This window comes from Hydrogenophaga sp. OTU3427 (genome assembly GCF_038440225.1).
In the GTDB taxonomy this organism is placed as follows: domain Bacteria; phylum Pseudomonadota; class Gammaproteobacteria; order Burkholderiales; family Burkholderiaceae_C; genus Hydrogenophaga.
The window spans coordinates 1-26,952 of sequence record NZ_JASATI010000003.1; the positions used below are offsets into that span (position 1 = coordinate 1).

Here is a 26,952-nt window from a genome sequence, read left to right on the forward strand (position 1 = left end):
GCGGCCACGCGGCCCCGGCGGTGTCTGCCCGGTGGTTCACTGCGCGCCGGACGCGCTCTAAACCCCCTCGCGCCGGAAATTCTTGCCATGACCGACGCCCCTGCTTCTTCTGGACTCAAGGTGCTGGTGGTGGACGACAGCCACACCATCCGGCGCAGCGCCGAGATGTTTCTGAAGCAGGGCGGGCACACGGTAGAGCTGGCCGATGACGGTTTTGACGCGCTGTCCAAGATCAACGACTTCCATCCCGACCTGGTGTTCTGCGACATCCTCATGCCCCGCCTGGACGGGTACCAGACCTGCGCCATCATCAAGCGCAACCCGCGCTTCGCGCGCATCCCTGTGGTCATGCTGTCCTCGCGCGATGGCGTGTTCGACAAGGCGCGTGGGCGCATGGTGGGCGCCGAGGACCACCTGACCAAACCCTTCACCAGGGAGCAACTGCTGCTGGCTGTGCGATCCCATGGGCCGGTGGTGCTGGCCCCGATCGGGGAGGCCGGCTGATGGCGGTGCAGGACATCCTGGTGGTCGACGACTCGCGGACCGAGTTGCTGTTCCTCAGCGACCTGCTGGGTCGCCACGGCTACACCGTGCGCACGGCCGAAAACGCCGAGGAGGCCTTTCGCCAGATCGGCGAGGCCCTACCCGACCTGATCCTGCTGGACGTGGTCATGCCGGGCCAGAACGGTTTCCAGTTCACGCGCCAGCTCACCCGCCACCCGCAGTACGGCAAGGTGCCGGTGTTCCTGTGCACCAGCAAGAGCCAGGAGACCGACCGCGTCTGGGGCCTGCGCCAGGGCGCACGCGACTACATCACCAAGCCGGTCAACCCGTCCCAGCTGCTGGCCAAGATCGCCGCCGTCGACCAGCCCGACACCACGTTCTGACACCGCCGCCCATGCCACCGTCCGCGACCCCTGACGACACCCAGAAGCCGGCCGCTGGCGCGGCGGCCCACTGGCTGGGGGTGGAAAGCGGCGGCCACCGCCTGCTGGTGCCGCTGGCGCAGTCGGGCGAAATCGCGCCACCTTCGCCGGTCCTGGCCCTGCCCCATGTCAAGCCCTGGGTGCTGGGTGTGACCACCTTGCGGGGCGACCTGTTCACCGTGGTCGACCTGGTGCGCTGGCTGGGCTGGCCGGTGCTGGCGCCGGCCGTGCCCACGCGTTTCGTGAGCTTCAGCGCGCAGCTGGGCATCAACGCCGTCTGGCCGGTGGACCGGCTGCTGGGCCTGCGCAGCGCCGACGACTTCGTGCCCGCGCCCGAGCCGCTGCCCTCGCCGGTGCTGCGCCAGGTGCTGGCCGACGCGCAGGACAACGTCTGGTACGAACTCGACCTGATGCGGCTGTGCGAACGCGCCGACTTTCTCGACATCAACGACCGCCCGGCCGCCGCCGGCGCGACCCAGGACAAGGTGGAATGACCCCATGGCGCTGATGAACAGGCTGCGTGACTTGCTGGGCCGACGCGACCCGCTGGACGACATCCCGCTGTCGGACGGCATGTCGTCCGAGATCATGGACCCGGCCTCGGGCCTGAGTTCCTCCACCTTCGGTTCCGACTCCATCCTGTCGGTGCCGTCCGGCGTGGGGCAGGCCGGGGCGGGCGCGGCCACCAAGGCCAGCGAGGTGGTGATCGACGACGCCGTGCACATGCCCTTGCTGGGCCGGCGCAGCGTCGAGGCGCACCAGCGCATCCTGGTGGCGGGGCTCACCGTGTTGCTGCTGTTGACCGGCCTGCTGCTGGCCTACCAGTGGTACGGTGCCCGCGATGACGGCGGCGCCCGCGCCGCGCCGCTGGTGGCGGCCCTGCTGGACACCCAACGCGTGGCGCAACTGGCCGGGCAGGCCGTCGCGGGCGAGGCCGCAGCGTTCGCCCGCCTCAAGGCCGCCGACCAGGCGCTGCAGCGTGGCCTGGCCAGCCTGGCGCTGCTGGACGACAGCCTGCCGGAACACGCCAAGCGGATCGACGCCGCGGTGGGCGTGGTGCTGGCCCAGGAGGCCGCGTTGGTGCGCCTGCCCGCCCAGCTGGCCGAGTTGCGCCAGCGCAGCGGCACCCAGCTGGACGCCGCCGAGGCCTGGCTGGCGCAGCTGGCCCTGCAGAACGCGCCGGCCGCCGACGTCGCCGCCAGCGCCCAGCTGGCGCGGCTGCTGCACCGCGTGCGTTTCACCGCCGTGGGCTTTGCCACGCCCACCGGCACCTCGGCGCCGGCCGTGATCGCGCTGGGCCAGGACGTCAATGCCATCCAGGAGCGTCTGGACGCCGTGCTGGCCGCCGCCCGGCGCGTGCCACCGCGCGACACCCGCCAGCGCGAGCCGCTGGAGCAGTTGCAGCGCGACCAGGCCGGCGTGCTGGCCGCCGCCAACGCCTTGCTGACCACGGTGCAGGAGGTCGGGCCGCCGCGCGAGGCGCAGCGCCAGCTGCTGCGCGACAGCGAGCCGCTGATGGGGCGCCTGCTGGCCTTGCAAGGGCGGGTGGGCCTGGCCCCGGTCGAGCCGACCGGTGGCCTGGTGGCCCCGGCCCTCACGGCCGTGGGCGCGCTGCTGTGCCTGTGGGGACTGGCCCAGCTGCAGCTGCGCGTGAGCCGGCGCCGCCAGGGCACGGCCGAGCAGCTGCAGACCCTGGCCAGCAGCCAGGAGCGCGAGGCGCGCCGCATCAACGACGCCACCCAGGCCGCCATCCTGCGCCTGATGAACGAACTGCAGGACGTGGCCGACGGCGACCTGACCAAGCAGGCCACCGTGACCGAGGACATCACCGGCGCCATCGCCGATTCGATCAACTACACGGTCGAGGAACTGCGCAACCTGGTGGGCCAGGTGCAGACCAGCGCCGAGCGCGTGGGCCAGACCACCGCCAGCGTGGAGAACACCTCCATCGAGTTGCTGGCCGCGTCCACCGAGCAGCTGCGCGAGATCCGCGAGACCGGCCAGGCCGTGCTCGACATGGCCCAGCGCATCCAGCAGGTGTCGGCGCAGGCGCAGACCTCGTCCGAGGTGGCGCGCCAGTCGGCGCAGGCGGCCGAATCGGGCCTGCAGGCGGTGCTGGCCAGCATGGGTGGCATGAACCAGATCCGCGACCAGATCCAGGACACCGCCAAGCGCATCAAGCGCCTGGGCGAGTCCTCGCAGGAGATCGGCGAGATCACCGAGCTGATCTCCAGCATCACCGAGCAGACCAACGTGCTGGCCCTCAACGCCGCCATCCAGGCCGCCTCCGCCGGCGAGGCTGGGCGCGGCTTCTCGGTGGTGGCCGAAGAGGTGCAGCGCCTGGCCGAACGCTCGGCCGACGCCACGCGCCAGATCGCGGCGCTGGTCAAGGCCATCCAGGGCGACACGCAGGACACCATCCTGGCCATGGAGTCGTCCACCCGCGGCGTGGTTGAAGGCGCGCGCCTGTCCGACAACGCCGGCGCCGCCCTGACCGAGATCGACCGCTACTCGCGCCAGGTGGCCGAACTGGTGGGCCAGATCGCCGAATCCACCGCGCGCGAAGCGCAGCTGGCGGGTGGCACGGCCGACAACATCCAGCACATCTTCGCCGTCACCGAGCAGACCGGCGAGGGCACCCGCTCGACCGTGCAGCAGGTGCGCGAGCTGACCCGCATCGCCGACGAACTCAAGCAGTCCGTCGCCCGTTTCCGCATCGCGTGATGGACAGCCCCCACGCTCCACCGTCGCACGGGTCGCGGCCCCCCGAGGGGGCTGCCCGCGCGGCAGATCCGAACGCCGGTGGCCTGGACCTCAGTCCTTTGGCCTGGGTCCACGACGAGCTGCAGCGCAGCCTGCAGGAGGCGCTGTCGGCCTTGCAGCGCTTCGCCCATGCCCACCGCCAGGCGCGCCTGACCGATCTGGCCAGCGTGGACGAGGCCGACCTGCGCATGGCGCGCCAGCAGCTGCACCAGGCCGTGGGCGCGATGGAGATGGTGGGGCTGGGCGCGGCGGCCCGGGTGCTGCGCGGCATGGAAGCCGCGGTGCAGCGTTTCGTGGCCCGGCCCGATGCCTGCGACGACAGCGCCGTGGTCACGCTGGAGCGGGTGAGCGCGGCGCTGACCGACTACCTGGAGCGCCGCGTGCGCCAGCGCCCCGTGGCCGATCTGCACCTGTTCCCCGCCTACCGCGACGCGCAGACGCTGGCCGGCGCCGAGCGCGTGCACCCGGCCGACCTCTGGACGCCGGACCACCACGGCATCACCATGCCTCCGGTCGCCAACGGCGCGACGTCCGTGGCCTACGGCCCGGCCTTGCGCGCCCAGCTCGACCGCCATGTGTTGCCGGTGGTCAAGTCCTTCGATGCCGGCGCCGCCGCCGAACTGGTGCGCCTGGGCCAGTCGCTGTCCGCCGCCGTGCCGCCGGGCGCATCTGGCGTCTCGGCCGAGGTGGCCACCTTCTGGCGCGTGGCGGCGGGCTATTTCGATGCCGTGGCCCACGGTGCGCTGCCGGCCGACGTGCATGGCAAACGCGCCGCCTCGCGCGTGCTGCTGCAGTACGCCGGGCTGGCGCAGGGCCGGCCCGAGGTGTCCGATCCGCTGCTGCACGAGCTGCTGTTCCTGTGCGCCCAAGCCGACCCGGCGCGCATAGGCGAGGCCCATGCGCTGCTGGCCGTGCGCGAGGCGTTTGGCCTGCAGGACCACCAGCCGGTGGACTGCGAACAGGTCCGCCTGGGCCTGTTCGACCCGACCTTGCTGAGCGCCGCGCGTGACCAGGTGCGTCGCGCCAGTGATGCCTGGGCACAGGCCAGCGATGGCGGCCCGCAGGTGGCGGCGGCCCTGGCCACCTTGCCGGCCACCTTTCACACCGTGGGCCGCGGCGTCACCCGCGTCTGCCCCGACACCGCGCCGCTGGCCCAGGCCTTCGTGGACGCCGTCAACCAGGTGGGCGCCGTGCCCGAGCGCATCACGCCGCAACTGGCGCTGGAAGTCGCCACCGCCCTGTTGTTCCTCACCGCCACGCTGGAGGATTTCGATCCGTCCGATCCGGGACTGGCCGACCGTTCGGCGGGACTGGCCGAGCGTGTGCGCGCCGTGCTGGCGGACCAGCCGCTGCCGCCGCTGGCGCCCTGGATGGAACAGCTTTACCGGCAATGGAGCGAACGCCAGACCCTGGGCAGCGTGGTGGACGAAGTGCGCCGCGTGCTGCTGGAGGCCGAGGCGGTGTTGGACCGGCTGGCCCGCGATCCGTCGCGGCGCGAGGGCCTGGCCGCCTTGCCCGACGCGTTCGCGCAGATGCAGGGCGTGCTGTCGGTGCTGGCGCTGGACGACGCGGCCCGCGCCGCGCTTGCCATGCGCGAGACCGCGCAGGCGCTGTTGAGCGGACAGACCGAGGTTGGCTCGCCGCCCTGGCGCAGCCTGGTCCACAACCTCGGGGCCCTGGGTTTTCTGGTCGACGTGCTGGGGCTGCACCCGTCCTCGGCGCAGCGCGGTTTCGTTTTCGATGCCCCGAGCGGCGAACTGCGGCCCCTGCTGGCCCAGGCGTCACGCACACCGCGCGAGGCCGAGCCGGCCGTGCCCCCGGTGGACGTGCCGGCCACCGGTGCCGATGCACCGGCAGAGGACGAGGACGCCGAGCTGCTTGCCATCTTCATCGAAGAGGCCCGCGAGGTGGTGGCCAGCGGCCAGCGTTCGGTGGCCAGCCTGTCGGGCGACGGTGGACAGCTCGCCGCCCTGACCACGCTGCGCCGTGCCTTCCACACCCTCAAGGGCAGTGCCCGCATGGTGGGCCTGGCCGAGTTCGGCGAGGCCGCCTGGGCCATGGAGCAGGTGCTCAACGCCCGCCTGGCCGAGCAGGCGCCGGCCGATGGGCCGCTGCTGGCCCTGGCCGGTGAAGCACTGGCACACCTCGCGGCCTGGGTGGACGAACTGGCCGCCGGGCGCACGCCCGCGCACCAGGCCGCGCCTTTCCAGCGCAGCTCGCTGGCCATGCGGGAGCAGGGGATCTACCTGCCGCTGCAGGCCGAGGCGACGCCCGTGCCCGTGCCGGAACCGGAGGAACCGAAGCCGGTGATCGCGCCCGCGCCCGCGCCACCGGTGCCGGAACCGCTGGAGGCCCCCGTGCCCGAAGCCGAGCCGGCCTTCGAGGCCTTCGACGAACAGGTCAAGGTCATCGGGCCGTTGCGCATCGGCCTCAACCTGTTCAACGTCTACCTCAACGAGGCCGACGAGTGGTCGCGCTGCCTGTGCAATGCGCTGGCCGAATGGGCCGTGGGGCCGGACCGCCTGCCCGCCGAGCCCACCGTGGGTTGGGCGCATTCCCTGGCGGGCAGTTCCTTCACCGTGGGTTTCGAGCCGCTGGGCCAGTTGGCGCGCGCGCTCGAACACGCCATCGAACGCCTGGGGTGCGCCACGCCGCCAGCCGGCCAGCGTCTGGGCGATGAAGCGCGCCAGGTGCCGGTGCTGGCCGCCGAGGCCTTGCGCTACCTGTTGCATCAGTTCGCCGCCGGTTTCCTCAAGGAAGGCGATCCGGCCTGGCCCGAGCGGCTGGCGTCCTGGCCACGTCCACAGGACTGGGTGCCGGTGCCCGCGCCACAGGTGGTGGCCACGCCGGTGGCCGAGGCCGCCGACACGCCCGATGCCGACCTCTTCCATGTGTTCGAGGAGGAGGCGCTGGACCTCATGCCGCGCCTGGGCGGCGCCTTGCGCCAGTGGGTGGCGCGGCCCGACAACGGCAGCGCGCGCGCCGAGGTGCTGCGCAACCTGCACACCCTCAAGGGCAGCGCCCGCCTGGCCGGCGCCCTGGGCCTGGGCGACCTGGCCCACCAGATGGAGTCGGCCGCCGAGCAGGTGGGGAGCGAGGCTTCCGATCTGCCGGCGCTGCAGGACCTGCTGCTGCGTTTCGACGCCCTGGCCGCCCGTCTGGATCAGTTGCGTGGCGGCGCGGCACCGGACACCAGCGACCCGCCCGCCGAGCCCGCGACCGGCCCGCAGGTCGCCCCCCCGGCCACCCCGCCGGCGGACCGCGCCGAGGTCCCCGCCGCCGCCAACGGCGTTCTGCTGCCCCGCGTGCCGGCCCAGCGGGCGGCGCCGTCCACCGCCGCGGCGGTGCGGGTGCGCCCCGAGCTGCTGGACCGCCTGATGGGCCAGGTCGGCGACGTCATGCTCACCCGCGCACGCATGGAGGACGAGCTGCACACGCTGCGCGCCTCGCTGCAGGACCTGACCGGCAACCTGGCGCGGCTGCGCCAGCAATTGCGCGACCTGGAGCTGCAGACCGAAAGCCAGGTGCAGTCGCGCCAGGCGCAGAACCTGCAGGCCGGGCGCGACGCCACGGCCTCCTTCGATCCGCTGGAGTTCGACCGCTACACGCGGGTGCAGGAACTCACGCGCATCATGGCCGAGTCGGTCAACGACGTCGCCACCGTGCAGCGCAACCTGCAACGCGCGGTGGACGTGACCGAGGACGGTCTGGTGGCGCAGGGCCGCCAGAGCCGCGAGCTGCAGCGCGACCTGCTGCGCACGCGCATGGTCGACTTCGACACCATCGCCGAGCGCCTGCACCGCGTCGTGCGCCAGGCGGCCCTCGAAACGGGCAAGCGCGCGCGCCTGGACCTGGTGGGGGCCCAGATCGAGATGGACCGCAGCGTGCTCGAGCGCATGGCACCGGCCTTCGAGCACCTGCTGCGCAACGCGGTGGTGCATGGCATCGAGGCGCCGCCGCAACGCGAGGCGGCGGGCAAGCCGGCCGAAGGTGCGCTCACCCTCACGCTGCGCCAGGAGGGGAACGACGTGACGCTGGTCTTCGGCGACGATGGCGCGGGCCTGGATCTGGCCCGCGTGCGCGAGAAGGCCCTCGCGCTGGGGCGCCTGGACGGCGCGGCGGCGCCCGACGAGGCGGCGCTGATGTCGCTGGTGTTCGAGCCCGGCCTGAGCACCGCGGCCGAGGTGTCCGAGCTGGCCGGCCGCGGCATCGGGCTGGATGTGGTGCGCAACGAGGTGCTGGCCCTGGGGGGACGCATCGAGATCGCGTCCGAGGCCGGCCGTGGCGCGCGTTTCACCCTGGTGTTGCCGCTCACCACCGCGGTCACGCAGGTGCTGCTGCTGCGCGCCGGCGCATTCACCTTCGGTGTGCCGGCCAGCCTGGTGGAAAAGGTGCACCGCCTGGACGCCGCCATCGTGCGCGAGGCCGGGCCGGTGGGCCAACTGGCGCCCGATGGTGTGGGCCTGCCCCTGTACTGGGCGGGGGCCCTGTTGTCGCAGTCCACCGGCAGCCGCGAGGCCGGCAAGCTGGCGCCGGTGCTGCAGCTGCGCAGCGCCACCCAGCGCGTGCTGTTGCATGTGGACGAACTGCTGGGCAACCAGGAGGTGGTGGTCAAGCACCTGGGACCGCAGCTCTCGCGCCTGCCGGGCGTGTCGGGCATGACGGTGCTGGCCTCGGGCGCCGTGGCCCTGATCTACAACCCGGTGGCGCTGGCCGTGGTGTACGGCGGCGCCACGTGCGACTGGCTGCGCGACGCCGCCTCGCGGCAGGCCCAGCAGCCGGTGCCGTCCACCCCGCTGGTGCTGGTGGTGGACGACTCCATCACCGTGCGCCGCGTGACGCAGCGCCTGCTGCAGCGCGAAGGCTACCGCGTGGCTCTGGCCAACGACGGCCAGCAGGCGCTGGAGCGCATGCGTGACGAGATGCCCGTGGTGGTGCTCAGCGACATCGAGATGCCGCGCATGGACGGCTTCGAGCTGGTGTCGCACATGCGCGCCGACGCGGCGCTGAAAGACCTGCCGGTGGTGATGATCACCTCGCGCATCGCCGACAAGCACCGCGAACACGCCCGCGAGCTGGGTGTGGACCACTACCTGGGCAAACCCTATTCCGAGGAAACGCTGCTGGCGCTGGTGGCGGGCTATGCGCGGCTGGCGGCGCCGCACTGAAAAATCGCTTTTGCGACCGGTCTGCCCCGGACACCGGGTCAAATTGTGCAAAACTGTCACGCAGCGCATGAACTTCATGCCGATGGAGCCTGTGCATGAGTGCCCTGAACGACACCGCCGATCCACCGCTGGCCGGTCTGCCATCCGCCAGCCCCCGCCCCGGGTGGACGGTGCCGCTGCACGTGCTGATCGGCAGCCTGGTGGTGGTGTGCATGCTGGCCCTGGCGGTGCTGCTGATGTGGCAAGGCTGGCAGGCGGCGCGTGGCGCGCTGCTGTCGGCCGCGCAGGACAGCGCCCGCGACATGGGCGTGATCATCAACGAGAAGACCCGCCGCGTGCTGGGTCCGGCCGAGGCTTCCCTGCGCCAGCTGTCGCTGGACCCGGTGGGCCACGCCACCACGCTGGAGCAGCGGCTGGAGCGCCTGCCCGCGTTGACCGAGGTCCTGGTCCATGTGCCGCTGGTCTCGTCGGTGTTCGTGGGATACGACAACGGTGAGTTCATCCTGGTGCGGCCGCTGGAGAAGGCCGACATCCGTCAGCGTTTCGGGGCGCCGCCCAAGGCCAATTTCCTGGTCCAGGCCGTCACGTTCGATGAGAGGCGCCAGCCCCGGGGCCGCTGGCTGTTCTACACCGCCAACCTGGTGCCGCTGGCGGACCAGCCGCGCCCCGACTACGTGTTCGACCCGCGCACCCGGCCGTGGTACGACGGCGCGCGGCGCAGCGGCCAGCAGAGCCTGACCGATCCCTATGTGTTCTTCACCTCGCAGCAGGTGGGCGTGACGCTGAGCCAGCCCAGTCAGGTGGGTGGTGCCGTGCTCGGGCTGGACGTGGCCCTGTCCGACCTCAGCACCGAAATCGCCGACTTGCGCCGCACGCCCCACAGCGAGATCGCCGTGGTGGACCAGCGCGACCAGGTGCTGGCCTACACCGACCTCGACCGCGCCCTGGTGCGCGAGGGCCAGGCGGTGCGCCTGCAGACCCTGAGCGGCCTGGGCGTGGCCGGCCTGCTGGGCTTGCGCGCCACGGGCGCCGGAATGGACGAGCCGGTGGCCTACCACGTGAACGACCAGGAGTGGTTTGGCGTGCGCATGGCGTTGGACAGCCTGCCCGGGCGCACCATGCAGATCATGGTGGCCGTACCCGACAGCGACCTGCTGGGCGACATGCGGGCCTCGCTGCAGCGCCAGGCCTGGTGGGCGCTGCTGCTGGTCGTGGCCCTGCTGCCCCTGGGATGGCTGGCGGGTCGGCAGGTGGGGCTGAGCCTGGCGCGGCTGACACGGCAGGCGCAGCAGCTCACCCGCTTCGATTTCGACCAGCGCCAGGCCGCCCACAGCCGGGTGCGCGAGGTCAAGGAGCTGGACGCCGTGTTCGGCAACATGTGCCTGACCATCCAGAATTTCCTGCGCACCACCGAAGTCATCAGCCACGAACCCAAGCTGGACCTGATGTTGCAGGGTGTGCTGCAGAAGCTGGTGGAGACCACCCAATGCGAGTCGGGGGCCGTGTACCTGCTCGACGAGGCCAGCGGAGAGCTGGTGGTGGCCGCCGTCTCCAGCACCCAGTTGCTGCAGGACGCCGAGGCCCGGCTGCCCCAACGGCTGCCCGCCGGCGGCACCGAGCCGTGCCAGCACACCGCCGGGCGCCTGGCGCTGCACCTCATGGGCCGGCAGCAGCAGGTGCTGGGCCTGCTGGTCCTGAACCACGCGGTGGACGACGAACACGAAAGCGAGGACTTCCGGGCCTTTGCCGTCAAGCTGTCGGGCGCGCTGGCGGTGTCGGTCGAGACGCGCCACCTGTTCGAGGCGCAGCAGCGCCTGCTGGACGCGGTGATCCAGCTGCTGGCCGACGCCATCGACGCCAAGAGCCCCTACACCGGCGGCCACTGCGAACGGGTGCCCGAGCTGGCCGAGATGCTGATCGACCAGCTGTGTGCCGAGCGCCAGGGGCCCTATGGCAGCTTCCAGATGAACGAGGTGCAGCGCTACGAGTTCCGCCTGGGCGCCTGGCTGCACGACTGCGGCAAGGTCACCAGCCCGGAGCACATCATCGACAAGGCCACCAAGCTGGAGACGATCTACAACCGCATCCACGAGATACGCACCCGCTTCGAGGTGTTGTGGCGCGATGCCCAGATCGAACACCTGCAGCGGCTGGCCGATGGCGAGGACCCTGTCACGCTGGATGCCTGGCTGGCGCAGCGGCAGCAGACGCTGCAGGACGACCATGCCTTTGTCGCCGCCTGCAACCTGGGCGCCGAATCCATGGCCGATGCCGACCTGCTGCGCCTGGCCGCCATCGGCAGCCAGACCTGGTGGCGCCACTTCGACAACCGCCTGGGCATCTCGTCGGAAGAGCAGCGCCGGCTCGAAGGGCAGGCGCCCCAGCCCCTGCCGGCGCGCGAAGCCTTGCTCAGCGACCGGCCCGAACACCTGGTGCCCTGGGGCCAGCGCAGGCCGCCGGTGGAGGCCGGCGACCCGGCCAACCGCTGGGGCTTCAACATGAAGCTGCCCGCGGTGGCCCAGCACCTGGGCGAGTTGCACAACCTGTCGATTCAGCGCGGCACCTTGACCAACGAAGACCGCTTCAAGATCAACGACCACATCGTGCAGACGCTGATCATGCTGCGCAGCCTGCCCTGGCCCAGCCACCTGGCGCGGGTGCCCGACATCGCCGCCACCCACCACGAAAAGCTCGATGGCACCGGCTACCCGCGCGGCCTCGGCGCCGACCAGCTCACCCTGGCCGACCGCGTGATGGCCTTGGCCGACGTGTTCGAGGCGCTGACCGCGTCGGACCGCCCCTACAAGACGCCCAAGACCCTGACCGAATCGCTGCGCCTGATGGCCTTGATGGCGCGCGGCCAGCATCTGGACGCCCACCTGCTGCGCTACTTCCTGCGCAGCCGCCTGTGGGAAAGTTTCGCGCGCAAGTACATGCTGCCGTCGCAGATCGACGCGGTGGACATTCCCGCCATCGAGGCCTTGATGGGCCTGCCGGCGGACGAGGTGAGCGAGGCCGAGCGCGCAGCGATCGAGGATGCGAGCGCATGACACACACGACACGAGACCGCCATGCGGCGGCCCCCGGCTTGAACCCCGATGAAATCCAACCCATGCCGCGCCACAGCGACGCCCTGTGCGCCTCCGTCGTCGACTTGCTGCTGGATGCCGTGTGTGTGGTGGACGCCGAGGGGCACTTTGTTTTCGTGAGCGCGGCCTGCGAGGCGGTGTTTGGCTACACGCCCGAGGAGATGGTGGGCCGGCGCATGATCGAGATGGTGGCACCCGAGGACCGGGACCGGACCTTGCAGGCGGCCCAGCGCATCATGTCCGGGCAGACCCATCTGCATTTCGAGAACCGCTACCTGCGCAAGGACGGGCGGCGGGTCGACATCATGTGGTCGGCACGTTGGTCGCCGAGCGACCGTCTGCGGATCGCGGTCGCGCGCGACGTCACCGCGCGCAAGCGCGCGGAGTCGATGCAGGCCGCCACCTACGCCATTTCCGAAGCCGCCCACGCGGCCGAAGACATGCCCGCCTTGTTGCAGAAGATCCACCAGGTCATCGGCCAGCTCCTGCCTTGCCACCATTTCGCCGTCGCCTTGGTCGATGAGGCCAACGGACAGCTGGGTTTTCCGTACTGTGTGGACGGGGCTGTCCAGGCGCCGGAGCCACCCACGGCGGCGGTGGTGGCTTTCTGCCATGAGGTCATCCGGGGCGAGCAGGCCCGGTTGGGCGGGGATTCGACCTCGTGGCTGGGGGCACCGCTCACCACCCAAAAAGGCGTCATGGGCGCCGTCGGCTTGAATCGGCACGCGCAGGACGCGCCCTACACCGAGGAAGACAGGGAACTGTTGCAGTACGTGTCCACCCAGATCGCCTCCGCCATCGAACGCCAGCGGCTGTACGCGCGGCTGCGCCACATGGCGCAGTACGACGAGTTGACGGACCTGCCCAACCGGGGCTGCCTGCAGGACCGCCTGGACATGGCGCTGGCCAGGGCGCGGCGCGAGCACCGCCACCTGTCGCTGTTGTACCTGGACCTGGACAAGTTCAAGCAGGTCAACGACGACTGGGGGCACGCGACGGGCGACCGTTTGCTGAAGGCCGTGGCGCACCGCCTGAAAGGCTGTGTGCGGGCGTCCGACACGGTCGCCCGCATGAGCGGGGACGAATTCGTGGTGCTGCTGGAGTCCAGCCATCCGCCGGAGGGCAACGGGGTCGTGGCCCATAAGATCAGCGAGGCATTTGATGCGCCCTTCGACATCGATGGCCAGCGCCTGCACATCCGTCCGAGCCTGGGCGTGGCGCTTTACCCCGAGCACGGCACGGACGGGCAGCAACTGCTCCGGCATGCCGACAACGCCATGTACGTGGTGAAGCACAGCCGGCGATAGCCCCACCCGGGAGGCGGTACAAATCCCGCCGTTCCGAACGGTGATGTCAGTGGTCGCGGCGATAAAATCGTGCCCCATGCGGCGCTGTTTCATCGCGATCCTGGTCTTGCACCTCCTTGTCGGGGTGGGCCTGTTCGTGTCCGAAGACAACGGCGCCGCCTTGGGCGACGACGCCCAGCGGATCGCGCTCCTGGTCGTGGACGGGCCGGTCCCGCAAGCGCATACTGGCGCTGCCGTTGACACCACCGCCGCCGCCGAGGCTGGCCTGGCCGACGTTCAGCCCGAGTCGCCCGAGGCGCTGAACCAGGAGGTGCCGACCCTGGCGCCGGCCCCGGCGCGGGTGGTCCCGCTGACCCCGGTCTTGGTCGCCCACCTGCCGCCCACGCTGGACGGCCTGCAACGGCCACCCCGGTTCTCGCGCGCCGCCTGAGACTGGGTCGGGCCCGCGCCTGGCCCGGCCAGTTGTTCACGACGGCGCCTGTCCGTCACCGTTTTCTCATCCGCCACTTCACCGGCCAAGCACCATGGAATTTCTCACTGATCCCAATGTCTGGATCGCCTTCGCGATGCTGACCGCCCTTGAAATTGTTCTGGGCATCGACAACATCATCTTCATCTCCATCCTCGTGGGCCGCCTGCCGCCCGAACTGCGCGACAAGGCCCGCCGCCTCGGCCTGGGTTTTGCCATGTTGTCCCGCCTGGCGCTGCTGTTCACCCTGAGCCTGATCATGGGGCTGACGGCCGATTTGTTCACGGTCATGGGCATGGGCATCAGCGGCCGCGATCTGGTGCTGCTCCTGGGTGGCCTGTTCCTGCTCTACAAGGCCTCGCACGAGATCTTCGTGGAGGTCGAGGCCCGCGAGCAGGACGTCGCACCGGAGACCGACCAGGCCGCCCTCAAGGCCGCAGGCAACAAGCTTTTCTGGGCCATCATCGGCCAGATCGCCGTCATCGACATCGTCTTCTCGCTCGACTCGGTCATCACCGCCGTGGGCATGGTCAACCAGCTGAGCGTCATGGTGGCCGCCGTCATCGTGTCCGTCGGCGTGATGCTGCTGGCGGCCAAGCCCATCGGCGATTTCGTGGACCGCCACCCCTCGGTCAAGGTGCTGGCGCTGGCCTTCCTGGTGATGGTGGGCATGGCGCTCACCGCCGAAGCCTTCGACCAGGAAGTGCCCAAGGGCTACATCTACGCCGCCATGGCATTCTCGCTGGCGGTCGAGGCGCTCAACATCCGCGCACGCGCCAAGCGCCAGGCCCTGGCCCAGCAGCCGGACGCCAACGCCTGATCCAATCAGATGTCTGCCAGCGGCACCAGCCCGTGCCGCTGGCGGGCGCGCTGGCAGGCATCGCTGCCGGCCTCGAACTCCCGGCAGGGCGAGGAACGCCATTCGTAGATGCCGCAGGCCACCTTCACGCCCACCCGGCCGGTGAGCGCCGCGCAGCGCGGAGGTGAATGGTCGGTGCCGCGCATGCGGCACAGGCTGTCGTTGACCTCCACCGCCAGGCCCGAGGGCACGCGCCCGCCCATCTCGTCCAGCTCATGGACCGAGAAGTCGACCCGGAAACTGGCGCAGCAGGCGCCGCAGCTCTGGCAGGGGTTCACGCTCATCGTGTGTCAGCCCGGTATGGGTGGGGCCAGCTCGGGCGCGCGGTAGACCAGCACCTTGAGCGCGCGCTCGGGGTCGATGTCGGCGAAGGCGGGCGGGTTGGCCAGGCGCTGCTCAAACACCAGTTCGGGCGCGTTTTCCCGCATCTGGTCCTGCAGGAAGGCGCTGCCCAGTTCGGGCGCGTTCAGGCACAGGAGCGCGTGGCCGCCTGGCGCCACCAGCTCGGGCAGGCGGCGCAGCAGGCGCGGGTAGTCCTTGCCCGCCACGAAGCTGCCCCGCTGGTAGCTGGGCGGGTCGACGATGACCAGGCCGTAGGCCCCGGCGCGGGTGATCTTGCCCCAGGTCTTGAAGATGTCGTGCGACATGAAGCTGGCGCGCTCCTTCAGGCCGTTGAGCGCGTGGTTGTGCTGACCGGTGGCGATGGCGCCGGCCGCCATGTCGATGTTGAGCACGTGGCGCGCGCCACCCTGCAGGGCAGCCACCGAAAAGGCGCAGGTGTAGGCGAACAGGTTGAGCACCTTCTGGCCGGCCGCGTGCTGGCGCACCCAGGTGCGGCCCTCGGCCATGTCCAGGAACAGGCCGTGGTTCTGGCCGCGCAGCACATGCACCGCGAAACGCGCGCCGCCCTCGGTCACCACGTGCGGCTCGGGCACGCTGCCGGCCAGCAGTTGCGTGTCGCTGCGGCCCTCGACGCGGGTCTGGAACACCAGGTTCAACGCTTCGTCCGGCGCGATCTGGGCCCAGCGTGTGGCCAGGGCCTGTTGCACCTGCGCCACCTCGGCGTCGGCCACGGGCTGGAAGCTGGTCAGCACCCAGACCGGCGGGTAGGCGTCCAGCGTCCAGTGCTCGTGGCCCGCAAACAGGCCGCCGCGCCCGTGGAAGACACGCGCGCAGTCGGTGGGCTGCTGCAGGGCGGCGATGGTGTCGAGCAGGGCTTGCATGTCAGGGGGCCAGCGCGCCGGAAGGGCGCGGGAGGCTCAGACCAGGCGGCCCAGCAGCAGGTATTCCATCAGCGCCTTCTGCGCGTGCATGCGGTTCTCGGCCTCGTCCCAGACCACGCTCTGCGGGCCGTCGATGACCTCGGCCGTGACTTCCTCGCCGCGGTGGGCCGGCAGGCAGTGCATGAACAGTGCATCGGGCTGCGCCACGGCCATCATGGCCTCGTCCACGCACCATTGGGCAAAGGCGGCGCGACGGACTTCGTTCTCCGCCTCAAACCCCATGCTGGTCCAGACGTCGGTGGTGACGAGGTCGGCGCCCCGGCAGGCTTCGCGCGGGTCGCTGAAGACTTTGTAGCAGTTCGGATCGGTGATGCCGGCCAGTTCGGCGTTGACCTCGTAGCCGCTGGGCGTGCTCACGTGCACGGTGAAGCCCAGCAGCTCGGCCGCCTGCAGCCAGGTGTTGGCCATGTTGTTGCCGTCGCCCACCCAGGCCACGACCTTGCCCTTGATGGCGTCCAGCGGGTTGCCGCTGGCGGCGGGCCGGTGCTCGACCAAGGTGAACAGGTCGGCCAGGATCTGGCAGGGATGGAACTCGTTGGTCAGGCCGTTGATGACCGGTACCCGCGAGTGGGCGGCGAAGCGCTCGATCTTGGTCTGCTCGAAGGTGCGGATCATCACGATGTCGACCATGCGGCTGATGACCTTGGCGCTGTCCTCGATGGGTTCGGCCCGGCCCAGCTGGCTGTCGCCGGTGGTCAGGTGCACCACCGAGCCGCCGAGCTGGTACATGCCGGCCTCGAAGCTCACCCGGGTGCGTGTGCTGGCCTTCTCGAAGATCATGGCCAGGGTGCGGTCGGGGTCGGCGAACGGGTGGTGTTTCTCGAAGGCCTTGAACTTGGCCTTGATGAAGGCCGCGCGCTGCAGCAGGTAGGCGTATTCGTCGGCCGTGAAGTCCTTGAACTGCAGGTAGTGCTGGATGCTCATCACGCCGCCTCGTTCAAGAACTGCTTGATTTGCGGCACCAGGATGGCGACGATCTCGTCGGCCTCGGCAACGCTCAGGATCAGCGGCGGCACCAGGCGGATCACACTGTCGGCGGTGACCGACAGCAGCAGGCCGGCCTCGGCGCAACGCTGCAGAAGCACGCCGCAGGGGCGGTCGAGCTCGATGCCCAGCATCAGGCCCTGGCCACGGATTTCCTTCACGCCCTTGACGTTCATCAGCTGGGTCACGAGCGCGGTCTGCAGGTGGGTGCCCACGTGGGCGGCGTGTGCCAGCAGGCCGTCCTCTTCCATGATGCGCAGGGTTTCCACGCCGGCGCGCATGGCCAGCGGGTTGCCGCCGAAGGTGGTGCCGTGGTTGCCGGGCTGGAAGATGTGGGCGGCTTTGGGGCCTGCCACCACCGCGCCCACCGGCACACCCGAACCCAGGCCCTTGGCCAGGGGCATGACGTCGGGCGTGATGCCGGCCCACTGGTGGGCAAACCACTTGCCGGTGCGGCCGATGCCGCACTGGACCTCGTCGACCATCAGCAGCCAGTCGCGGTCGTCGCAGATGACACGCAACTCGCGCATGAAGTCGATGGTCATGGGATGGATGCCGCCTTCGCCCTGGATGGCCTCGAAGAACACCGCGGTGATGTTCTTGTTGCCTTCGGTGGCGCGCCGCAAGGCGGTGATGTCGTTGCGCGGCACGCGGATGAAGCCATCGACCAGCGGGCCGAAGCCGGCGTGGATCTTGGGGTTGGCGGTGGCGCTGAGCGTGGCGATGCTGCGGCCGTGGAAGGCCCCTTCGAACACCACCACCTCGGGGCGGGTGATGCCCTTGTCGTGGCCGTACTTGCGTGCCAGCTTGAGCGCGGCCTCGTTGGCCTCCAGCCCGGTGGAGCAGAAGAACACGTTGCTCATGCCGCTGAGCTCGACCAGCTTGGCCGCGAGCTGCTCCTGGCCGGGCACGTGGTAGTAGTTGCTGCTGTGGATGAGCTTGGCCACCTGGTCCTGCAGCGCCTTGACCAGCTTGGGGTGCCCGTGGCCCAGGGTGTTGACGGCGATGCCGCCCAGGCCGTCCAGGTAGGACTTGCCGTTCACGTCCCAGACTCGGCAGCCTCGGCCGTGCGACATCGCGATCGGCAGCCGACCGTAGGTGTTCATGACGTGCGGCGAGGTGGCTTCAATGTGAGCGGTCATCCGAGAAACTCCGTGATTGCAAGGGGCCAGAAAAGGCGTCGGCCCAACGTGGGTTGAGCCGTTGAACCGCGATTTTAGGCCCAGAGCTTGCTAGGTTCTGGTGCGCTTTTGGCATCGGTGTGATGCCCCTTGCCCGTCCGCGGGGTGGGGCCGGGGTCATGCCGAAGTCTTATATAAGATATAATACTTGCTGCACCGCAACAGCCGGCGATCCCGGTACGCTTGCACCCTCTCCAATTTTCTCCAAGGCCGTCACCCATGGTCGCACCGTCCGCGAAAGAAGTCTTCATCCAGGGGATCACCCTCAGTGGCAAGACCTTTCGGCCCAGTGACTGGGCCGAGCGGCTGGCGGGTGTCATGAGTTCCTTCCGCCCGGGCGGTGCGCAGCTAGGCAGCCACCTGAGCTATTCGCCCTGGTGCATTCCGACCACCCTGGGTGGCGTCAAGTGTGTGGTGGTGCACCGCGACCTGCGCGACGCCGAGCCCATGGCCTGGGACTTCTGCCTCAACTTCGCCCGCGACAACGAACTGCAGATCGTCGAGGCCTGCCTGCTGCCCGACAACTGAGCATGGCGGCCTGGCCGCCCCGGCCAGGCCGTGCACCGGTGCTCAAGGGCGGGTGATGGTGAGTTCCCGGCTGCTGCCGCCCATGTCCACGATGGATGGGCCGCCGAGCTTGGTGATGGTCAGCTTGGTGGCTCCCACCGACTTGCCGAACAGGCCGCTGCTGAGTGTGCACTGGCCCGCCACGTTGGTGATGCAGCTGGTGGTGCTGCCCGGCGCGTAGGTTCCGGTGACGGTGACACCCGCCACGGGCGTATCACCACTCACGAGTTTCACCGTCGTTAGGACCTGGGCCCGCCAGCCATTGACGTATTTGATGGTGCTGCCGCTCATGTTCGTCACCCAGACTTCCTGTGTGGGCGGCGTCGACGGTGTGCCGGTGCCCAGCGCATACAACAACAGGTTGGGGGAGCCCGTGCCCGCGTTGCTCACCTTGTTGGCCGTGGCCGTGTCGCGAATGAAGGCCGCGATGGCCGCCGGCGAGGCGCCCGTGTTGGCGCTGGCCACCAGCGCCGCCACACCGGCCACGTGGGGCGAGGCCATGGAGGTGCCGCTGATGGTGTTGGTGGCCGTGGCGCTGGTGTACCAGGCCGAGGTGATGGCACTGCCCGGTGCGAACACGTCCACGCAGCTGCCGTAGTTGGAGTAGGACGCACGTGCGTCGTTGCTGCCGGTGGCGCCCACCGTGATGGCGCTGGGCTCGGAAGCTGGCGAAGCGGTGCAGGCGTCGGTGTTGCTGTTGCCGGCGGCCACGGCCATGGTCACGCCCTGGCCCACCGCACCCGCCACGGCCGTGTTGAGCGCGGCGGAATAACCGCCGCCCAGGGACATGTTGGCCACCATTGGCACCGAGGGCGTGGCTTGCTTCTGGGCGCTGACCCAGTCCACCCCGGCGATCACGCCGCTGTTGCTGCCGCTGCCCTTGCAGTTGAGCACGCGCACCGGCACCAGGGTCACGCCCTTGGCCACGCCCCAGGTGCTGCCGCCCACGGTGCCGGCCACATGGGTGCCGTGGCCGTTGCAGTCGACCGTGCCGCGCCCATCGGCGATGGCGGTGTAGCCCGCGCCCACGCGCCCGGTGAATTCGGTGTGGGTGGGCAGGATGCCGGTGTCGATGATGTAGGCCCGCACGTTCGCGGCAACGGTGTTGTAGCTGTAGGAGCCACCGAGCGGCAGGTCCGCCTGGTCGATGCGGTCCAGGCCCCAGGTCGCGCCGGATTGCACCGTCTGGTTCAGCGACACCGTCTGGTCCTGCTCGATGTAGGCCACACGCGGGTTGTTTTGCAACGCCGCCACGGCGGCCGGCGGCAACTGGGCCGAGAAACCCTTGATGGCGCTGGTGTAGGTGTGCTGCACCTGGCCGGCCAGGCCACGCATGGCGGCGGCGGTTTCCAGGCCAGGGTTGCCGACCTCGTCCTTGAACACCACGATGTAGCTGTCCAGGATGGGGCGGGAGGCGCCAAAGCGGTGGTCGGCCGAGGCACCGCCCGGGGTTTGTGCCGAGGCGCTGGCCACGAGCAGGCCCGCGACCCAGGCACCGAACAGGGCGCGTGTCAGTGCTGGTGATGTGTGTGTCATGGGGGTCTCGCCCTGCGGCACGTCGCCGCAAATTGTCAACAATTGTCGAACGAGACCCGCCCCGGGTCAATCACCGGCTTTTTCAGGTCAGCGCAGGCCCTGGCCGCCTTGTTGCTCTGCCCGCTGGATCAGCTCGATCTTGTACCCGTCGGGGTCCGTCACGAAGGCGATCACCGTGCTGCCGCCCTTGACCGGACCGGCCTCGCGCGTGACCCGGCCGCCAGCGGCCTTGATCTTTTCGCAGGCGGCGTAGGCGTCGGGCACGCCCAGGGCGATGTGCCCGTAGGCGGTGCCCAGCTCATAGGATTCGACGCCCCAGTTGTAGGTCAGCTCGATCTCGGCCTGGCCGGGGTTGCCCCCCTCGAAGCCGAGGAAGGCCAGCGAGTACTTGTACTCGGGGTTTTCGGAGGTGCGCAGCAGCTGCATGCCCAGCACCTGGGTGTAGAAGTCGATGGCGCGCTGCAGGTTGCCCACGCGCAGCATGGTGTGAAGGAATCTCATGCCCTTATTTTGGTGGAAATTCAAACACCAGGCAGGTGGTGGTGGCATGGGCGTAGAGCTTGCCGTCGGGGCCGACGATGCGCGCCTCGGCCGTGGCCATCTGGCGCCCGCAGTGGATCACGGTGCCGATGGCGCGCAGCGGGCCGCTCTTGAAGGAGGCGGCGCGCACGATGTTCACGCCCAGCTCGGCCGTGGTGTAGGCCCGGCCCACCGGCATCATGGTGTGCACGGCGCAGCCCAGCGCCGAGTCCAACAGGGTGGCGTACCAGCCGCCATGCACGCTGCCCAAGGGGTTGTAGTGCTTCATCTGGGGCGTGCCCTGGAACACCGCGCGGCCCTCGCCCACCTCCACCAGGGTGAAGTCCATGGTGTCGGCGATGTGGGGGTAGGGCGTGTGGCCGTCGAGCAGCGCCTGCATCTGCTGCAGGCCGGTCTTGCCCACCAGGTCTTCCATCTTGGCGAGGCCGGCACCGGCGCCGGCGGCCATGCGCGCCTTGGCGGCATCGTGCTGTGCCGTCCATTCGGCCAATGTCTGTTCGTGGTTCATGTGGGTTCCTCGGGTCGTTTCACTTGGGATATAGCACCATCTGGGTGCAGCGGAACAGGGCCAACGTCTTGCCGCTTTCGCGGTGGGTGACGACGGCGTCCCAGACCTGGGTGGTCTTGCCCAGGTGGGTGGCGCGTGCCGTGCAGTCCACGGTGCCATCGCGTGTGGTGCCCAGGTGGTTGGATTTGAGCTCGATGGTGGTGAAGCCGCTGGCCCCCTCGGGCAGGTGGGCCATGCAGCCGCAACCCGCCGAGGTGTCGGCCAGGGTGACGATGCTGCCGGCGTGCAGGAAGCCGTTGGGCGCCATCAGGGTCGGGCCCACTGGCATTTCAGACCGCACCTCGCCTTGGCCGATGTGGGTGATGAGCAGGCCCAGGTGCCCGGGCAGGTGGGGTGCGGCCATCTGGTTGAACTGTTCCGGGGTTCGCATGGGCGGTCCTCGTGGGGTTGTGTTGAAATTAAATTGTATATGCAATTGTTGCAGCTACAATTGTCACATGTCCACCGTGTCCTCGCCGTCCGGCTGCACCAATTTCAAGCTGCGCCAGCTCACGCGCCGCGTGTCGCAGCACTACGACCACCACCTGGCCCTGGCCGGGCTCAAGACCACGCAGTATTCGCTGCTCAGCCACATCGCCAAGCTCGGGCCGTTGGCGCCGGGTGAACTGGCGCGGCGCATGGCGCTTGATGCCTCCACCCTGACGCGCAACCTGCAGCCCCTGGTGGCGGCCGGCTGGGTGGTGGTGGGCGAAGGCGTGAACGCGCGCAGCCGCCTGCTGACGCTGACCGAGGCGGGCCGCGAGGTACGGCAACTGGCGCAGCGGCACTGGAAAGCCGCACAGCTCGAACTCAACGACCTGCTGGGGCCGGCCACCGTGGCCGGGCTGCACGTCCTGCTCGACCAGGCACTGGCCGCTTTTGAACCGGAGACGTGCAATGAATGAATCCCCCCCGACAGCCCGCCTCTGGTGGCTGGTGCTGCTGGCCGCCGCCGGCACCTTTGCCCTGACCATGGGCACGCGCCAGACCATGGGCTTTTTCCTGTCGCCGCTGAACACGGCCACCGGGCTGGGCGTGGCCAGCATCAGCCTGGCCTTTGCCTTTGGCCAGCTCTGGTGGGGTCTGACCCAGCCCTTCGCCGGCGCCCTGGCCGCCCGCGGGGGCGCCGGACGGGTGCTGCTGGTGGGCGCGCTGCTGGTGGCGCTGGGCACCTTCCTCACGCCGCTCATGACCAGCACCGCCGGGCTCATTTTCGCCATCGGCGTGCTGGCGGCCGGCGGCGCGGGCATGGCCGGGCCCTCGGTGCTGATGGCCGCGACCGTGCGGCTGATGCCGGCTGAACGTCGCGGCATGGCGACTGGCGTGGTCAATGCCGGCGGGTCGTTTGGTCAATTCCTGATGGCGCCGGTGGCGGCCATGCTGACCGCCAGCCTGGGCTGGGCGCAGGCACTGCAGGTGCTGGGCCTGTTGGTGCTGCTGGCCTTGCCGGCGGCCTGGGTGCTGCGCGGGCCGGGTGCGGGGGCGGCGGTCGCATCGGCGCCGCTGCCGGTGCGTGAGGCCCTGGCGCGGGCGCGGCGCGAACCCGGTTTCTGGTTGTTGTCTGCGGGTTTTTTTGTCTGCGGATTTCACGTCGCCTTTTTGGCCACCCACCTGCCGGGCGTGGTTGCCGCGTGTGGGCTGCCCGCCGAGGTCGGTGCTTGGTCGCTGGCGGTGATCGGCCTGTTCAACATCGCCGGCAGTCTGGCCATGGGCTGGGCGGTGGGCCGCTGGCGAATGAAGTCGCTGCTCTCGCTGGTCTACGCCACGCGCGCGCTGACGGTGCTGGTGTTTGTGCTGGCGCCCAAGACCGAAGCCGTGGTGCTGGTGTTCGCCGCCGTCATGGGGCTGACCTTCTTGTCCACCGTGCCACCCACGGCCGGGCTGGTGGCCAAGTTCTTTGGCACCGGCAACATGGCCATGCTGTTCGGCCTGGTGATGCTGGCCCACCAGATGGGGGGCTTTCTGGGGGCCTGGCTGGGCGGGCAGGTGTTCCAGATGACCGGTGCCTACGACTGGGTCTGGTACGTGGACATCGTGCTGGCCGTGGCCGCCGCCCTGGTGCACCTGCCGATACGCGAGGCGCCGCTGCGCCGCCCTCAGACGGTGTAGTTCAGCGTCATGCGCCCGCCGTCGGCCACCACGATCTCGCCGGTCACGTAGCTGGCGGCGTCGCTGGCCAGCCAGCACACCACGTCGGCGATCTCGGCCGGCTCGCCCAGGCGCTTCATGGGTGTGCGGCTCATGATCTTCCGCTTGGCGTCTTCGCTGGTCAGCACGGCCTGCGCCGCCAGCTCGGTCGCGATGGTGCCGGGCGCCACCGCGTTCACCCGCACACCCTTGTCGGCCAGGGCCAGTGCCATCACGCGGGTGAGCTGGTTGATGCCGCCCTTGCTGACGTTGTAGCTGGCGATGGTCGGGATGGCGAGGGTGCCGTTGACCGAGCTCATGTTGACGATGCAGCCCCGCCCGGTGTCGGCCATGACCCGTGCCACGGCTTGCCCCATCAGGAAGGCGCCCTTGAGGTTGACGCGCAGCACGGCGTCGAAGTCGGCCTCGCTCACCTCCAGGAAATCTGCCGCCTTGAAGATGCCTGCGTTGTTGACCAGGATGTCGATCTGGCCGTGGGCTTGCAACACGGCGGCCACCGTGGCGTTCACCTGGCGGGCGTCGCCCACGTCGCAGTGGTGGTGGCACAGGCCGAGTTCGGCCGCCAGGGCCTGGCCGCGTGTGTCATCCACGTCGACGATGACGGGCCGGGCACCCTCGCGGTGCAGGCGGCGCACGCAGGCCTCGCCGATGCCCTGGGCGCCACCGGTGACGATGGCCACGCGGCCTTGCAGGCCAAAAGAAATCGCGGTGTTGTTCATGGTGTCAGGAAGTGGTTGGGGTGTCCGGCAGGCGTACGCGCAACACGGCGCGCACAAATCCGTGGTCGCTGCGGCTGCGGTCGCGGCCTTCGTGCAGGTGGTCGTTGAACACGTCCAGGCGCAGCACGTCGCCGATGCTGCGGCGCTGGCCGCCCACAAACTCCTCGCTCACCAGCACCTGGTCCAGCACCTCTGGAAAGCCCAGGTGGATGTGCGAGTAGGCGACGTCGCGGCGCAGCGCCGCGCCGACCTGCACGTCCCAGGCGTTGTAGAGCGCGGTGTCGCGCGCACCCTTGTCGTAGGCGGCGCTGGTGGTGGCGGCGATCAGCTGGGTGGTCACGCTGTGTGGGCCGTCGTTGAGGTCGCCCATGAGCACCAGCGGCGTTTGCGTGCGGTGCAGCAGCTCCACCACCTTGAGCCGCAGGGCCGTGGCCTCGGCGGCCCGCATCAGCAGCGAGCGCACGCTGGCCACGGCCGCCACGCGCGGGTCGTCCGGGTCTTCCAGCGGCCGGCCTTGGTCGTCCTGCAGGAACTTGGGTCGCTTGGACTTGAGGTGGGCGGTCAGCACGTGCACGCGCTGGCCGTGTTTCATGCGCAGGGTGGCCAGCAGTGGTGGACGTTCGAAACGGGCATGGCGGCCCAGGCCGGGGATCTCGATGGCGGCTTCGGCCGGGAAGTCCGTGACCGATTCGATGGTCTCCAATGGCAGCCGCGTCGCCAGCCCCACCCGTGGGGTGCCCTGGGCGCCATGCTGGCCGGGGCCGTTCTCGGCGCCGGGCACGCTGACCAGCTGGTAACGCAGGCCGCTGCGGGCGACGGCGCCGCGCAGGGCCACCTCGTCCCAGACCTCCTGCACCGCCAGCACGTCGGCGTTCAGGGCCTTGAAACGGTCGCCCAGCCAGTCAAGCTTGCGGCCGTGCTCGGCCTCGCTGTAGGGGTCCTGCCCGGCGTAGAAGGCGCGCCCTGGCTGGGCCAGGTTGAGCACGTTGCAGGTGGCCACCGTGAGGGTGGCCCAGCGTGGTGGACTGGCGCCGTTGGGGTCGTTGGGGTGCATGGCCGCAATGTAGCGCGACCGGCGCCTGGCCATGAAAAAAGCGCCCGAAGGCGCTTGCTTGTGATCAGCGGCGGGTCACTTGATGCGACCGAAGCTGGTGCGCAGCGGATCGATGCCACCACCACCGCCCTGACCGCCACCACCACCCGGGCGGCCACCGCCGGGGCGGCCGCCACCACCGGGTCGGCCACGGCCACGGCCGCGTTCGCCCAGCACGTCGATGCCGGTGCGCAGCGGATCGGGCTGGCCACCGTTGCCACCCCCGTGGCCGCGGGCTTCACCGGCATGGCGGCGCGGCGGCTGGCCGTCGCCACGTGGACCACGCGGCGGCTGGCCGTCAAAACGCGGGCCACGTGGGCCCTGGCCTTCGGGGCGCGGACCACGCGGGCCAGCATCGGCACGGCCGGGGCCGTCACCACGCGGGCCGTCGGAACGGGCACCCTGGGCGGGGCGGCCACGGCCACCGCCGTTGCCACCGCGGCCACCACCGGCGTTGCCGCCGTCAGCGGTCTTTTTCTCGCGCACACGCTGCAGCATCTCGGTGCGCGCGGCCTTGGCGGCAGCCGCCATCACCTCGCGGCTCGGCGGCTTGCCGGCGCCACCCCAGATGGTCTGGCGGCCCATGGCGATGGGTTCGGCGCGTTCGCCTTCCTCGGGCATGAACTCCTGGAAGATCTGTACCGGGATCTGCTGCTTGGTGAACTTCTCGATCGCCATCATGAAGCCTTCTTCGTCCAGGCTCACGAGGTTGACGGCTTCACCGCTGTTGCCCGCGCGGCCGGTGCGGCCGATGCGGTGCACGTAGTCTTCGCAGACATTGGGGATTTCGTAGTTGACGACGTGTGGCAGCTCGTCGATGTCGATGCCACGGGCGGCGATGTCGGTGGCCACCAGGGCGCGGATCTCGCCGCTCTTGAAGTCGGCCAGGGCCTGGGTGCGGGCACCCTGGCTCTTGTTGCCGTGCAGGGCCATGGCCTTGATGCCGTTCTTGGTCAGGAATTCGGCCACGTTGTTGGCGCCGAACTTGGTGCGGGTGAACACCAGCACCTGGCTCCAGTTGTGCTCGTTGATGATGTGGACCAGCAGGGCCTTTTTCTTGCCGCGGCCCACCGGGTGGATGACCTGGGTGATGCGCTGCACCGTGGTGTTGCGCGGGGTCACCTGGATGTGCTGTGGGTCTTTCAGCAGGTTGCTGGCCAGATCGCGGATCTCGTCGCTGAAGGTGGCCGAGAACAGCAGGCTCTGCTTGTCCTTGGGCACCAGGGCCAGGATCTTCTTCACGTCGTGGATGAAGCCCATGTCGAGCATGCGATCGGCTTCGTCCAGCACCAGCATCTGCACGGTGGACAGGTCCAGGAAGCCCTGCTGTTGCAGGTCGAGCAGGCGGCCGGGGGTGGCCACCAGGATGTCGACGCCACGTTTCATGGCGTTGATCTGCGGGTTCATGCCAACACCACCGAAGACCACGGTGGAGGTCAGCGAGAGGTTCTTGCCATAGGTGCGCACCGATTCCTCGACCTGGGCGGCGAGTTCGCGGGTGGGGGTCAGCACCAGGGCGCGGATGCCCACGCCGCCGAAGCGGTTCTTGGCGCGCGCGCCGGCCTGCAGCAGGTGCAGCAACGGCAGGGTGAAGGCAGCGGTCTTGCCGGTGCCGGTCTGGGCGCCGCCGAGCAGGTCGCGCCCGGCCAGCACGGCGGGAATCGCCTGGGCCTGGATGGGGGTGGGGGTCTCGTAGCCGTGCTCGCGCACCGCTTGTACGATGGCCGGAGCCAGATTCAGTTCGTCAAAGTTCATTTAAGAGGCGCCCGTCCA

The 26,952-nt window shown here is 69.9% G+C and carries 23 protein-coding genes; 12 read left to right on the forward strand and 11 right to left on the reverse strand.

Annotated features, from left to right (window positions below):
* The first annotated feature begins 87 nt into the window (after positions 1-87).
* The 9 genes from AAHB17_RS02270 to AAHB17_RS02310 all read left to right on the forward strand — a co-directional run bounded on the left by AAHB17_RS02270 (position 88) and on the right by AAHB17_RS02310 (position 14,542).
* Positions 88-504: a response regulator gene (locus tag AAHB17_RS02270; protein WP_342128824.1), complete on the forward strand. Its 417-nt coding sequence runs from the start codon at positions 88-90 to the stop codon at positions 502-504.
* Positions 504-887 (forward strand): response regulator transcription factor, encoded by a 384-nt coding sequence (locus AAHB17_RS02275; protein WP_342128825.1) that lies wholly within the window; start codon positions 504-506, stop codon positions 885-887. The genes AAHB17_RS02270 and AAHB17_RS02275 overlap by 1 nt, the downstream gene beginning before the upstream one ends.
* Positions 888-898: 11 nt before the next feature.
* Entirely contained in the window at positions 899-1,420 is a 522-nt protein-coding gene (locus tag AAHB17_RS02280) for a chemotaxis protein CheW (RefSeq protein ID WP_342128827.1), read from the forward strand.
* Between the two features lie 13 nt (positions 1,421-1,433).
* The gene (locus AAHB17_RS02285; RefSeq protein ID WP_342128828.1) at positions 1,434-3,650 is read left to right on the forward strand and encodes a methyl-accepting chemotaxis protein; all 2,217 of its coding nucleotides are present in this window, start codon (positions 1,434-1,436) and stop codon (positions 3,648-3,650) included.
* Entirely contained in the window at positions 3,650-8,857 is a 5,208-nt protein-coding gene (locus AAHB17_RS02290; RefSeq protein WP_342128829.1) for a hybrid sensor histidine kinase/response regulator, read from the forward strand. The genes AAHB17_RS02285 and AAHB17_RS02290 overlap by 1 nt, the downstream gene beginning before the upstream one ends.
* 95 nt (positions 8,858-8,952) lie before the next feature.
* Complete coding sequence (locus tag AAHB17_RS02295) at positions 8,953-11,907, forward strand: HD domain-containing phosphohydrolase (protein WP_342128830.1); 2,955 nt, start codon at positions 8,953-8,955, stop codon at positions 11,905-11,907.
* On the forward strand, positions 11,904-13,253 hold the full coding sequence (locus tag AAHB17_RS02300; RefSeq protein ID WP_342128832.1) for a diguanylate cyclase domain-containing protein: 1,350 nt from the start codon (positions 11,904-11,906) through the stop codon (positions 13,251-13,253). The genes AAHB17_RS02295 and AAHB17_RS02300 overlap by 4 nt, the downstream gene beginning before the upstream one ends.
* A 76-nt stretch (positions 13,254-13,329) precedes the next feature.
* Entirely contained in the window at positions 13,330-13,683 is a 354-nt protein-coding gene (locus AAHB17_RS02305; RefSeq protein ID WP_342128833.1) for a hypothetical protein, read from the forward strand.
* Positions 13,684-13,777: 94 nt separating this feature from the next.
* Entirely contained in the window at positions 13,778-14,542 is a 765-nt protein-coding gene (locus AAHB17_RS02310; RefSeq protein ID WP_342128834.1) for a TerC family protein, read from the forward strand.
* Between the two features lie 5 nt (positions 14,543-14,547).
* On the opposite strand, the gene AAHB17_RS02315 is transcribed toward AAHB17_RS02310, so the two are convergent.
* The 4 genes from AAHB17_RS02315 to AAHB17_RS02330 are packed head-to-tail and all read right to left on the reverse strand — an operon-like array spanning position 14,548 to position 17,990.
* Positions 14,548-14,859 carry a YkgJ family cysteine cluster protein gene (locus tag AAHB17_RS02315; RefSeq protein WP_342129072.1) on the reverse strand — a complete coding sequence of 104 codons (312 nt, stop codon included), beginning with the start codon at positions 14,857-14,859 and terminating at the stop codon, positions 14,548-14,550.
* Between the two features lie 12 nt (positions 14,860-14,871).
* Entirely contained in the window at positions 14,872-15,804 is a 933-nt protein-coding gene (locus AAHB17_RS02320) for a class I SAM-dependent methyltransferase (RefSeq protein ID WP_342128835.1), read from the reverse strand.
* A 36-nt stretch (positions 15,805-15,840) separates the two neighbouring features.
* Positions 15,841-16,788 (reverse strand): ornithine carbamoyltransferase, encoded by a 948-nt coding sequence (argF, locus tag AAHB17_RS02325; RefSeq protein WP_342128836.1) that lies wholly within the window; start codon positions 16,786-16,788, stop codon positions 15,841-15,843.
* Positions 16,788-17,990 (reverse strand): aspartate aminotransferase family protein, encoded by a 1,203-nt coding sequence (locus tag AAHB17_RS02330; protein ID WP_342128837.1) that lies wholly within the window; start codon positions 17,988-17,990, stop codon positions 16,788-16,790. Before AAHB17_RS02330 ends, argF begins: the two co-directional genes overlap by 1 nt.
* Positions 17,991-18,248: 258 nt before the next feature.
* On the opposite strand from AAHB17_RS02330, the gene AAHB17_RS02335 reads away from it, so the two are divergent.
* Positions 18,249-18,557, forward strand: coding sequence for a DUF3579 domain-containing protein (locus tag AAHB17_RS02335; RefSeq protein WP_342128838.1), 309 nt, complete (start codon positions 18,249-18,251; stop codon positions 18,555-18,557).
* Between the two features lie 42 nt (positions 18,558-18,599).
* Here the strand turns inward: AAHB17_RS02335 and AAHB17_RS02340 are convergent, their stop codons facing one another.
* From AAHB17_RS02340 to AAHB17_RS02355, 4 genes are all read right to left on the reverse strand, one after another.
* Positions 18,600-20,132 carry a S8 family peptidase gene (locus tag AAHB17_RS02340; protein WP_342128839.1) on the reverse strand — a complete coding sequence of 511 codons (1,533 nt, stop codon included), beginning with the start codon at positions 20,130-20,132 and terminating at the stop codon, positions 18,600-18,602.
* 87 nt (positions 20,133-20,219) lie between these two features.
* Complete coding sequence (gene gloA, locus AAHB17_RS02345) at positions 20,220-20,633, reverse strand: lactoylglutathione lyase (protein ID WP_342128840.1); 414 nt, start codon at positions 20,631-20,633, stop codon at positions 20,220-20,222.
* Positions 20,634-20,637: 4 nt separating this feature from the next.
* Positions 20,638-21,180, reverse strand: a complete 543-nt coding sequence (locus AAHB17_RS02350) for a PaaI family thioesterase (protein ID WP_342128841.1) — start codon at positions 21,178-21,180, stop codon at positions 20,638-20,640.
* 19 nt (positions 21,181-21,199) lie between these two features.
* Positions 21,200-21,610, reverse strand: a complete 411-nt coding sequence (locus AAHB17_RS02355; protein WP_342128842.1) for a PaaI family thioesterase — start codon at positions 21,608-21,610, stop codon at positions 21,200-21,202.
* 67 nt (positions 21,611-21,677) lie between these two features.
* Between AAHB17_RS02355 and AAHB17_RS02360 the strand changes: the two genes are divergently transcribed.
* Positions 21,678-22,124, forward strand: coding sequence for a MarR family winged helix-turn-helix transcriptional regulator (locus AAHB17_RS02360; RefSeq protein WP_342128843.1), 447 nt, complete (start codon positions 21,678-21,680; stop codon positions 22,122-22,124).
* Positions 22,117-23,328, forward strand: a complete 1,212-nt coding sequence (locus tag AAHB17_RS02365) for an MFS transporter (RefSeq protein ID WP_342128844.1) — start codon at positions 22,117-22,119, stop codon at positions 23,326-23,328. The genes AAHB17_RS02360 and AAHB17_RS02365 overlap by 8 nt, the downstream gene beginning before the upstream one ends.
* Here the strand turns inward: AAHB17_RS02365 and AAHB17_RS02370 are convergent.
* From AAHB17_RS02370 to AAHB17_RS02380, 3 genes are all read right to left on the reverse strand, one after another.
* Positions 23,316-24,086, reverse strand: a complete 771-nt coding sequence (locus AAHB17_RS02370; protein ID WP_342128845.1) for an SDR family NAD(P)-dependent oxidoreductase — start codon at positions 24,084-24,086, stop codon at positions 23,316-23,318. The two genes, AAHB17_RS02365 and AAHB17_RS02370, sit on opposite strands and share 13 nt — an antisense overlap.
* 4 nt (positions 24,087-24,090) lie before the next feature.
* Complete coding sequence (locus AAHB17_RS02375) at positions 24,091-25,140, reverse strand: endonuclease/exonuclease/phosphatase family protein (protein WP_342128846.1); 1,050 nt, start codon at positions 25,138-25,140, stop codon at positions 24,091-24,093.
* 75 nt (positions 25,141-25,215) lie between these two features.
* On the reverse strand, positions 25,216-26,934 hold the full coding sequence (locus AAHB17_RS02380) for a DEAD/DEAH box helicase (protein ID WP_342128847.1): 1,719 nt from the start codon (positions 26,932-26,934) through the stop codon (positions 25,216-25,218).
* Positions 26,935-26,952: the final 18 nt, after the last annotated feature.

Excerpts from the sequence above, each read along its gene's own strand:
- AAHB17_RS02305 (WP_342128833.1), top strand. The coding sequence starts at position 13,330 with ATGCGGCGCTGTTTCATCGCGATCCTGGTCTTGCACCTCCTTGTCGGG.
- AAHB17_RS02330 (WP_342128837.1), bottom strand. The coding sequence starts at position 17,990 with ATGACCGCTCACATTGAAGCCACCTCGCCGCACGTCATGAACACCTAC.
- AAHB17_RS02290 (WP_342128829.1), top strand. The coding sequence starts at position 3,650 with ATGGACAGCCCCCACGCTCCACCGTCGCACGGGTCGCGGCCCCCCGAG.
- gloA (WP_342128840.1), bottom strand. The coding sequence starts at position 20,633 with ATGAGATTCCTTCACACCATGCTGCGCGTGGGCAACCTGCAGCGCGCC.
- AAHB17_RS02375 (WP_342128846.1), bottom strand. The coding sequence starts at position 25,140 with ATGCACCCCAACGACCCCAACGGCGCCAGTCCACCACGCTGGGCCACC.
- AAHB17_RS02360 (WP_342128843.1), top strand. The coding sequence starts at position 21,678 with ATGTCCACCGTGTCCTCGCCGTCCGGCTGCACCAATTTCAAGCTGCGC.
- AAHB17_RS02335 (WP_342128838.1), top strand. The coding sequence starts at position 18,249 with ATGGTCGCACCGTCCGCGAAAGAAGTCTTCATCCAGGGGATCACCCTC.
- AAHB17_RS02285 (WP_342128828.1), top strand. The coding sequence starts at position 1,434 with ATGAACAGGCTGCGTGACTTGCTGGGCCGACGCGACCCGCTGGACGAC.
- argF (WP_342128836.1), bottom strand. The coding sequence starts at position 16,788 with ATGAGCATCCAGCACTACCTGCAGTTCAAGGACTTCACGGCCGACGAA.
- AAHB17_RS02300 (WP_342128832.1), top strand. The coding sequence starts at position 11,904 with ATGACACACACGACACGAGACCGCCATGCGGCGGCCCCCGGCTTGAAC.
- AAHB17_RS02275 (WP_342128825.1), top strand. The coding sequence starts at position 504 with ATGGCGGTGCAGGACATCCTGGTGGTCGACGACTCGCGGACCGAGTTG.
- AAHB17_RS02340 (WP_342128839.1), bottom strand. The coding sequence starts at position 20,132 with ATGACACACACATCACCAGCACTGACACGCGCCCTGTTCGGTGCCTGG.
- AAHB17_RS02280 (WP_342128827.1), top strand. The coding sequence starts at position 899 with ATGCCACCGTCCGCGACCCCTGACGACACCCAGAAGCCGGCCGCTGGC.
- AAHB17_RS02295 (WP_342128830.1), top strand. The coding sequence starts at position 8,953 with ATGAGTGCCCTGAACGACACCGCCGATCCACCGCTGGCCGGTCTGCCA.
- AAHB17_RS02310 (WP_342128834.1), top strand. The coding sequence starts at position 13,778 with ATGGAATTTCTCACTGATCCCAATGTCTGGATCGCCTTCGCGATGCTG.
- AAHB17_RS02365 (WP_342128844.1), top strand. The coding sequence starts at position 22,117 with ATGAATGAATCCCCCCCGACAGCCCGCCTCTGGTGGCTGGTGCTGCTG.
- AAHB17_RS02380 (WP_342128847.1), bottom strand. The coding sequence starts at position 26,934 with ATGAACTTTGACGAACTGAATCTGGCTCCGGCCATCGTACAAGCGGTG.
- AAHB17_RS02355 (WP_342128842.1), bottom strand. The coding sequence starts at position 21,610 with ATGCGAACCCCGGAACAGTTCAACCAGATGGCCGCACCCCACCTGCCC.
- AAHB17_RS02350 (WP_342128841.1), bottom strand. The coding sequence starts at position 21,180 with ATGAACCACGAACAGACATTGGCCGAATGGACGGCACAGCACGATGCC.
- AAHB17_RS02370 (WP_342128845.1), bottom strand. The coding sequence starts at position 24,086 with ATGAACAACACCGCGATTTCTTTTGGCCTGCAAGGCCGCGTGGCCATC.
- AAHB17_RS02320 (WP_342128835.1), bottom strand. The coding sequence starts at position 15,804 with ATGCAAGCCCTGCTCGACACCATCGCCGCCCTGCAGCAGCCCACCGAC.
- AAHB17_RS02270 (WP_342128824.1), top strand. The coding sequence starts at position 88 with ATGACCGACGCCCCTGCTTCTTCTGGACTCAAGGTGCTGGTGGTGGAC.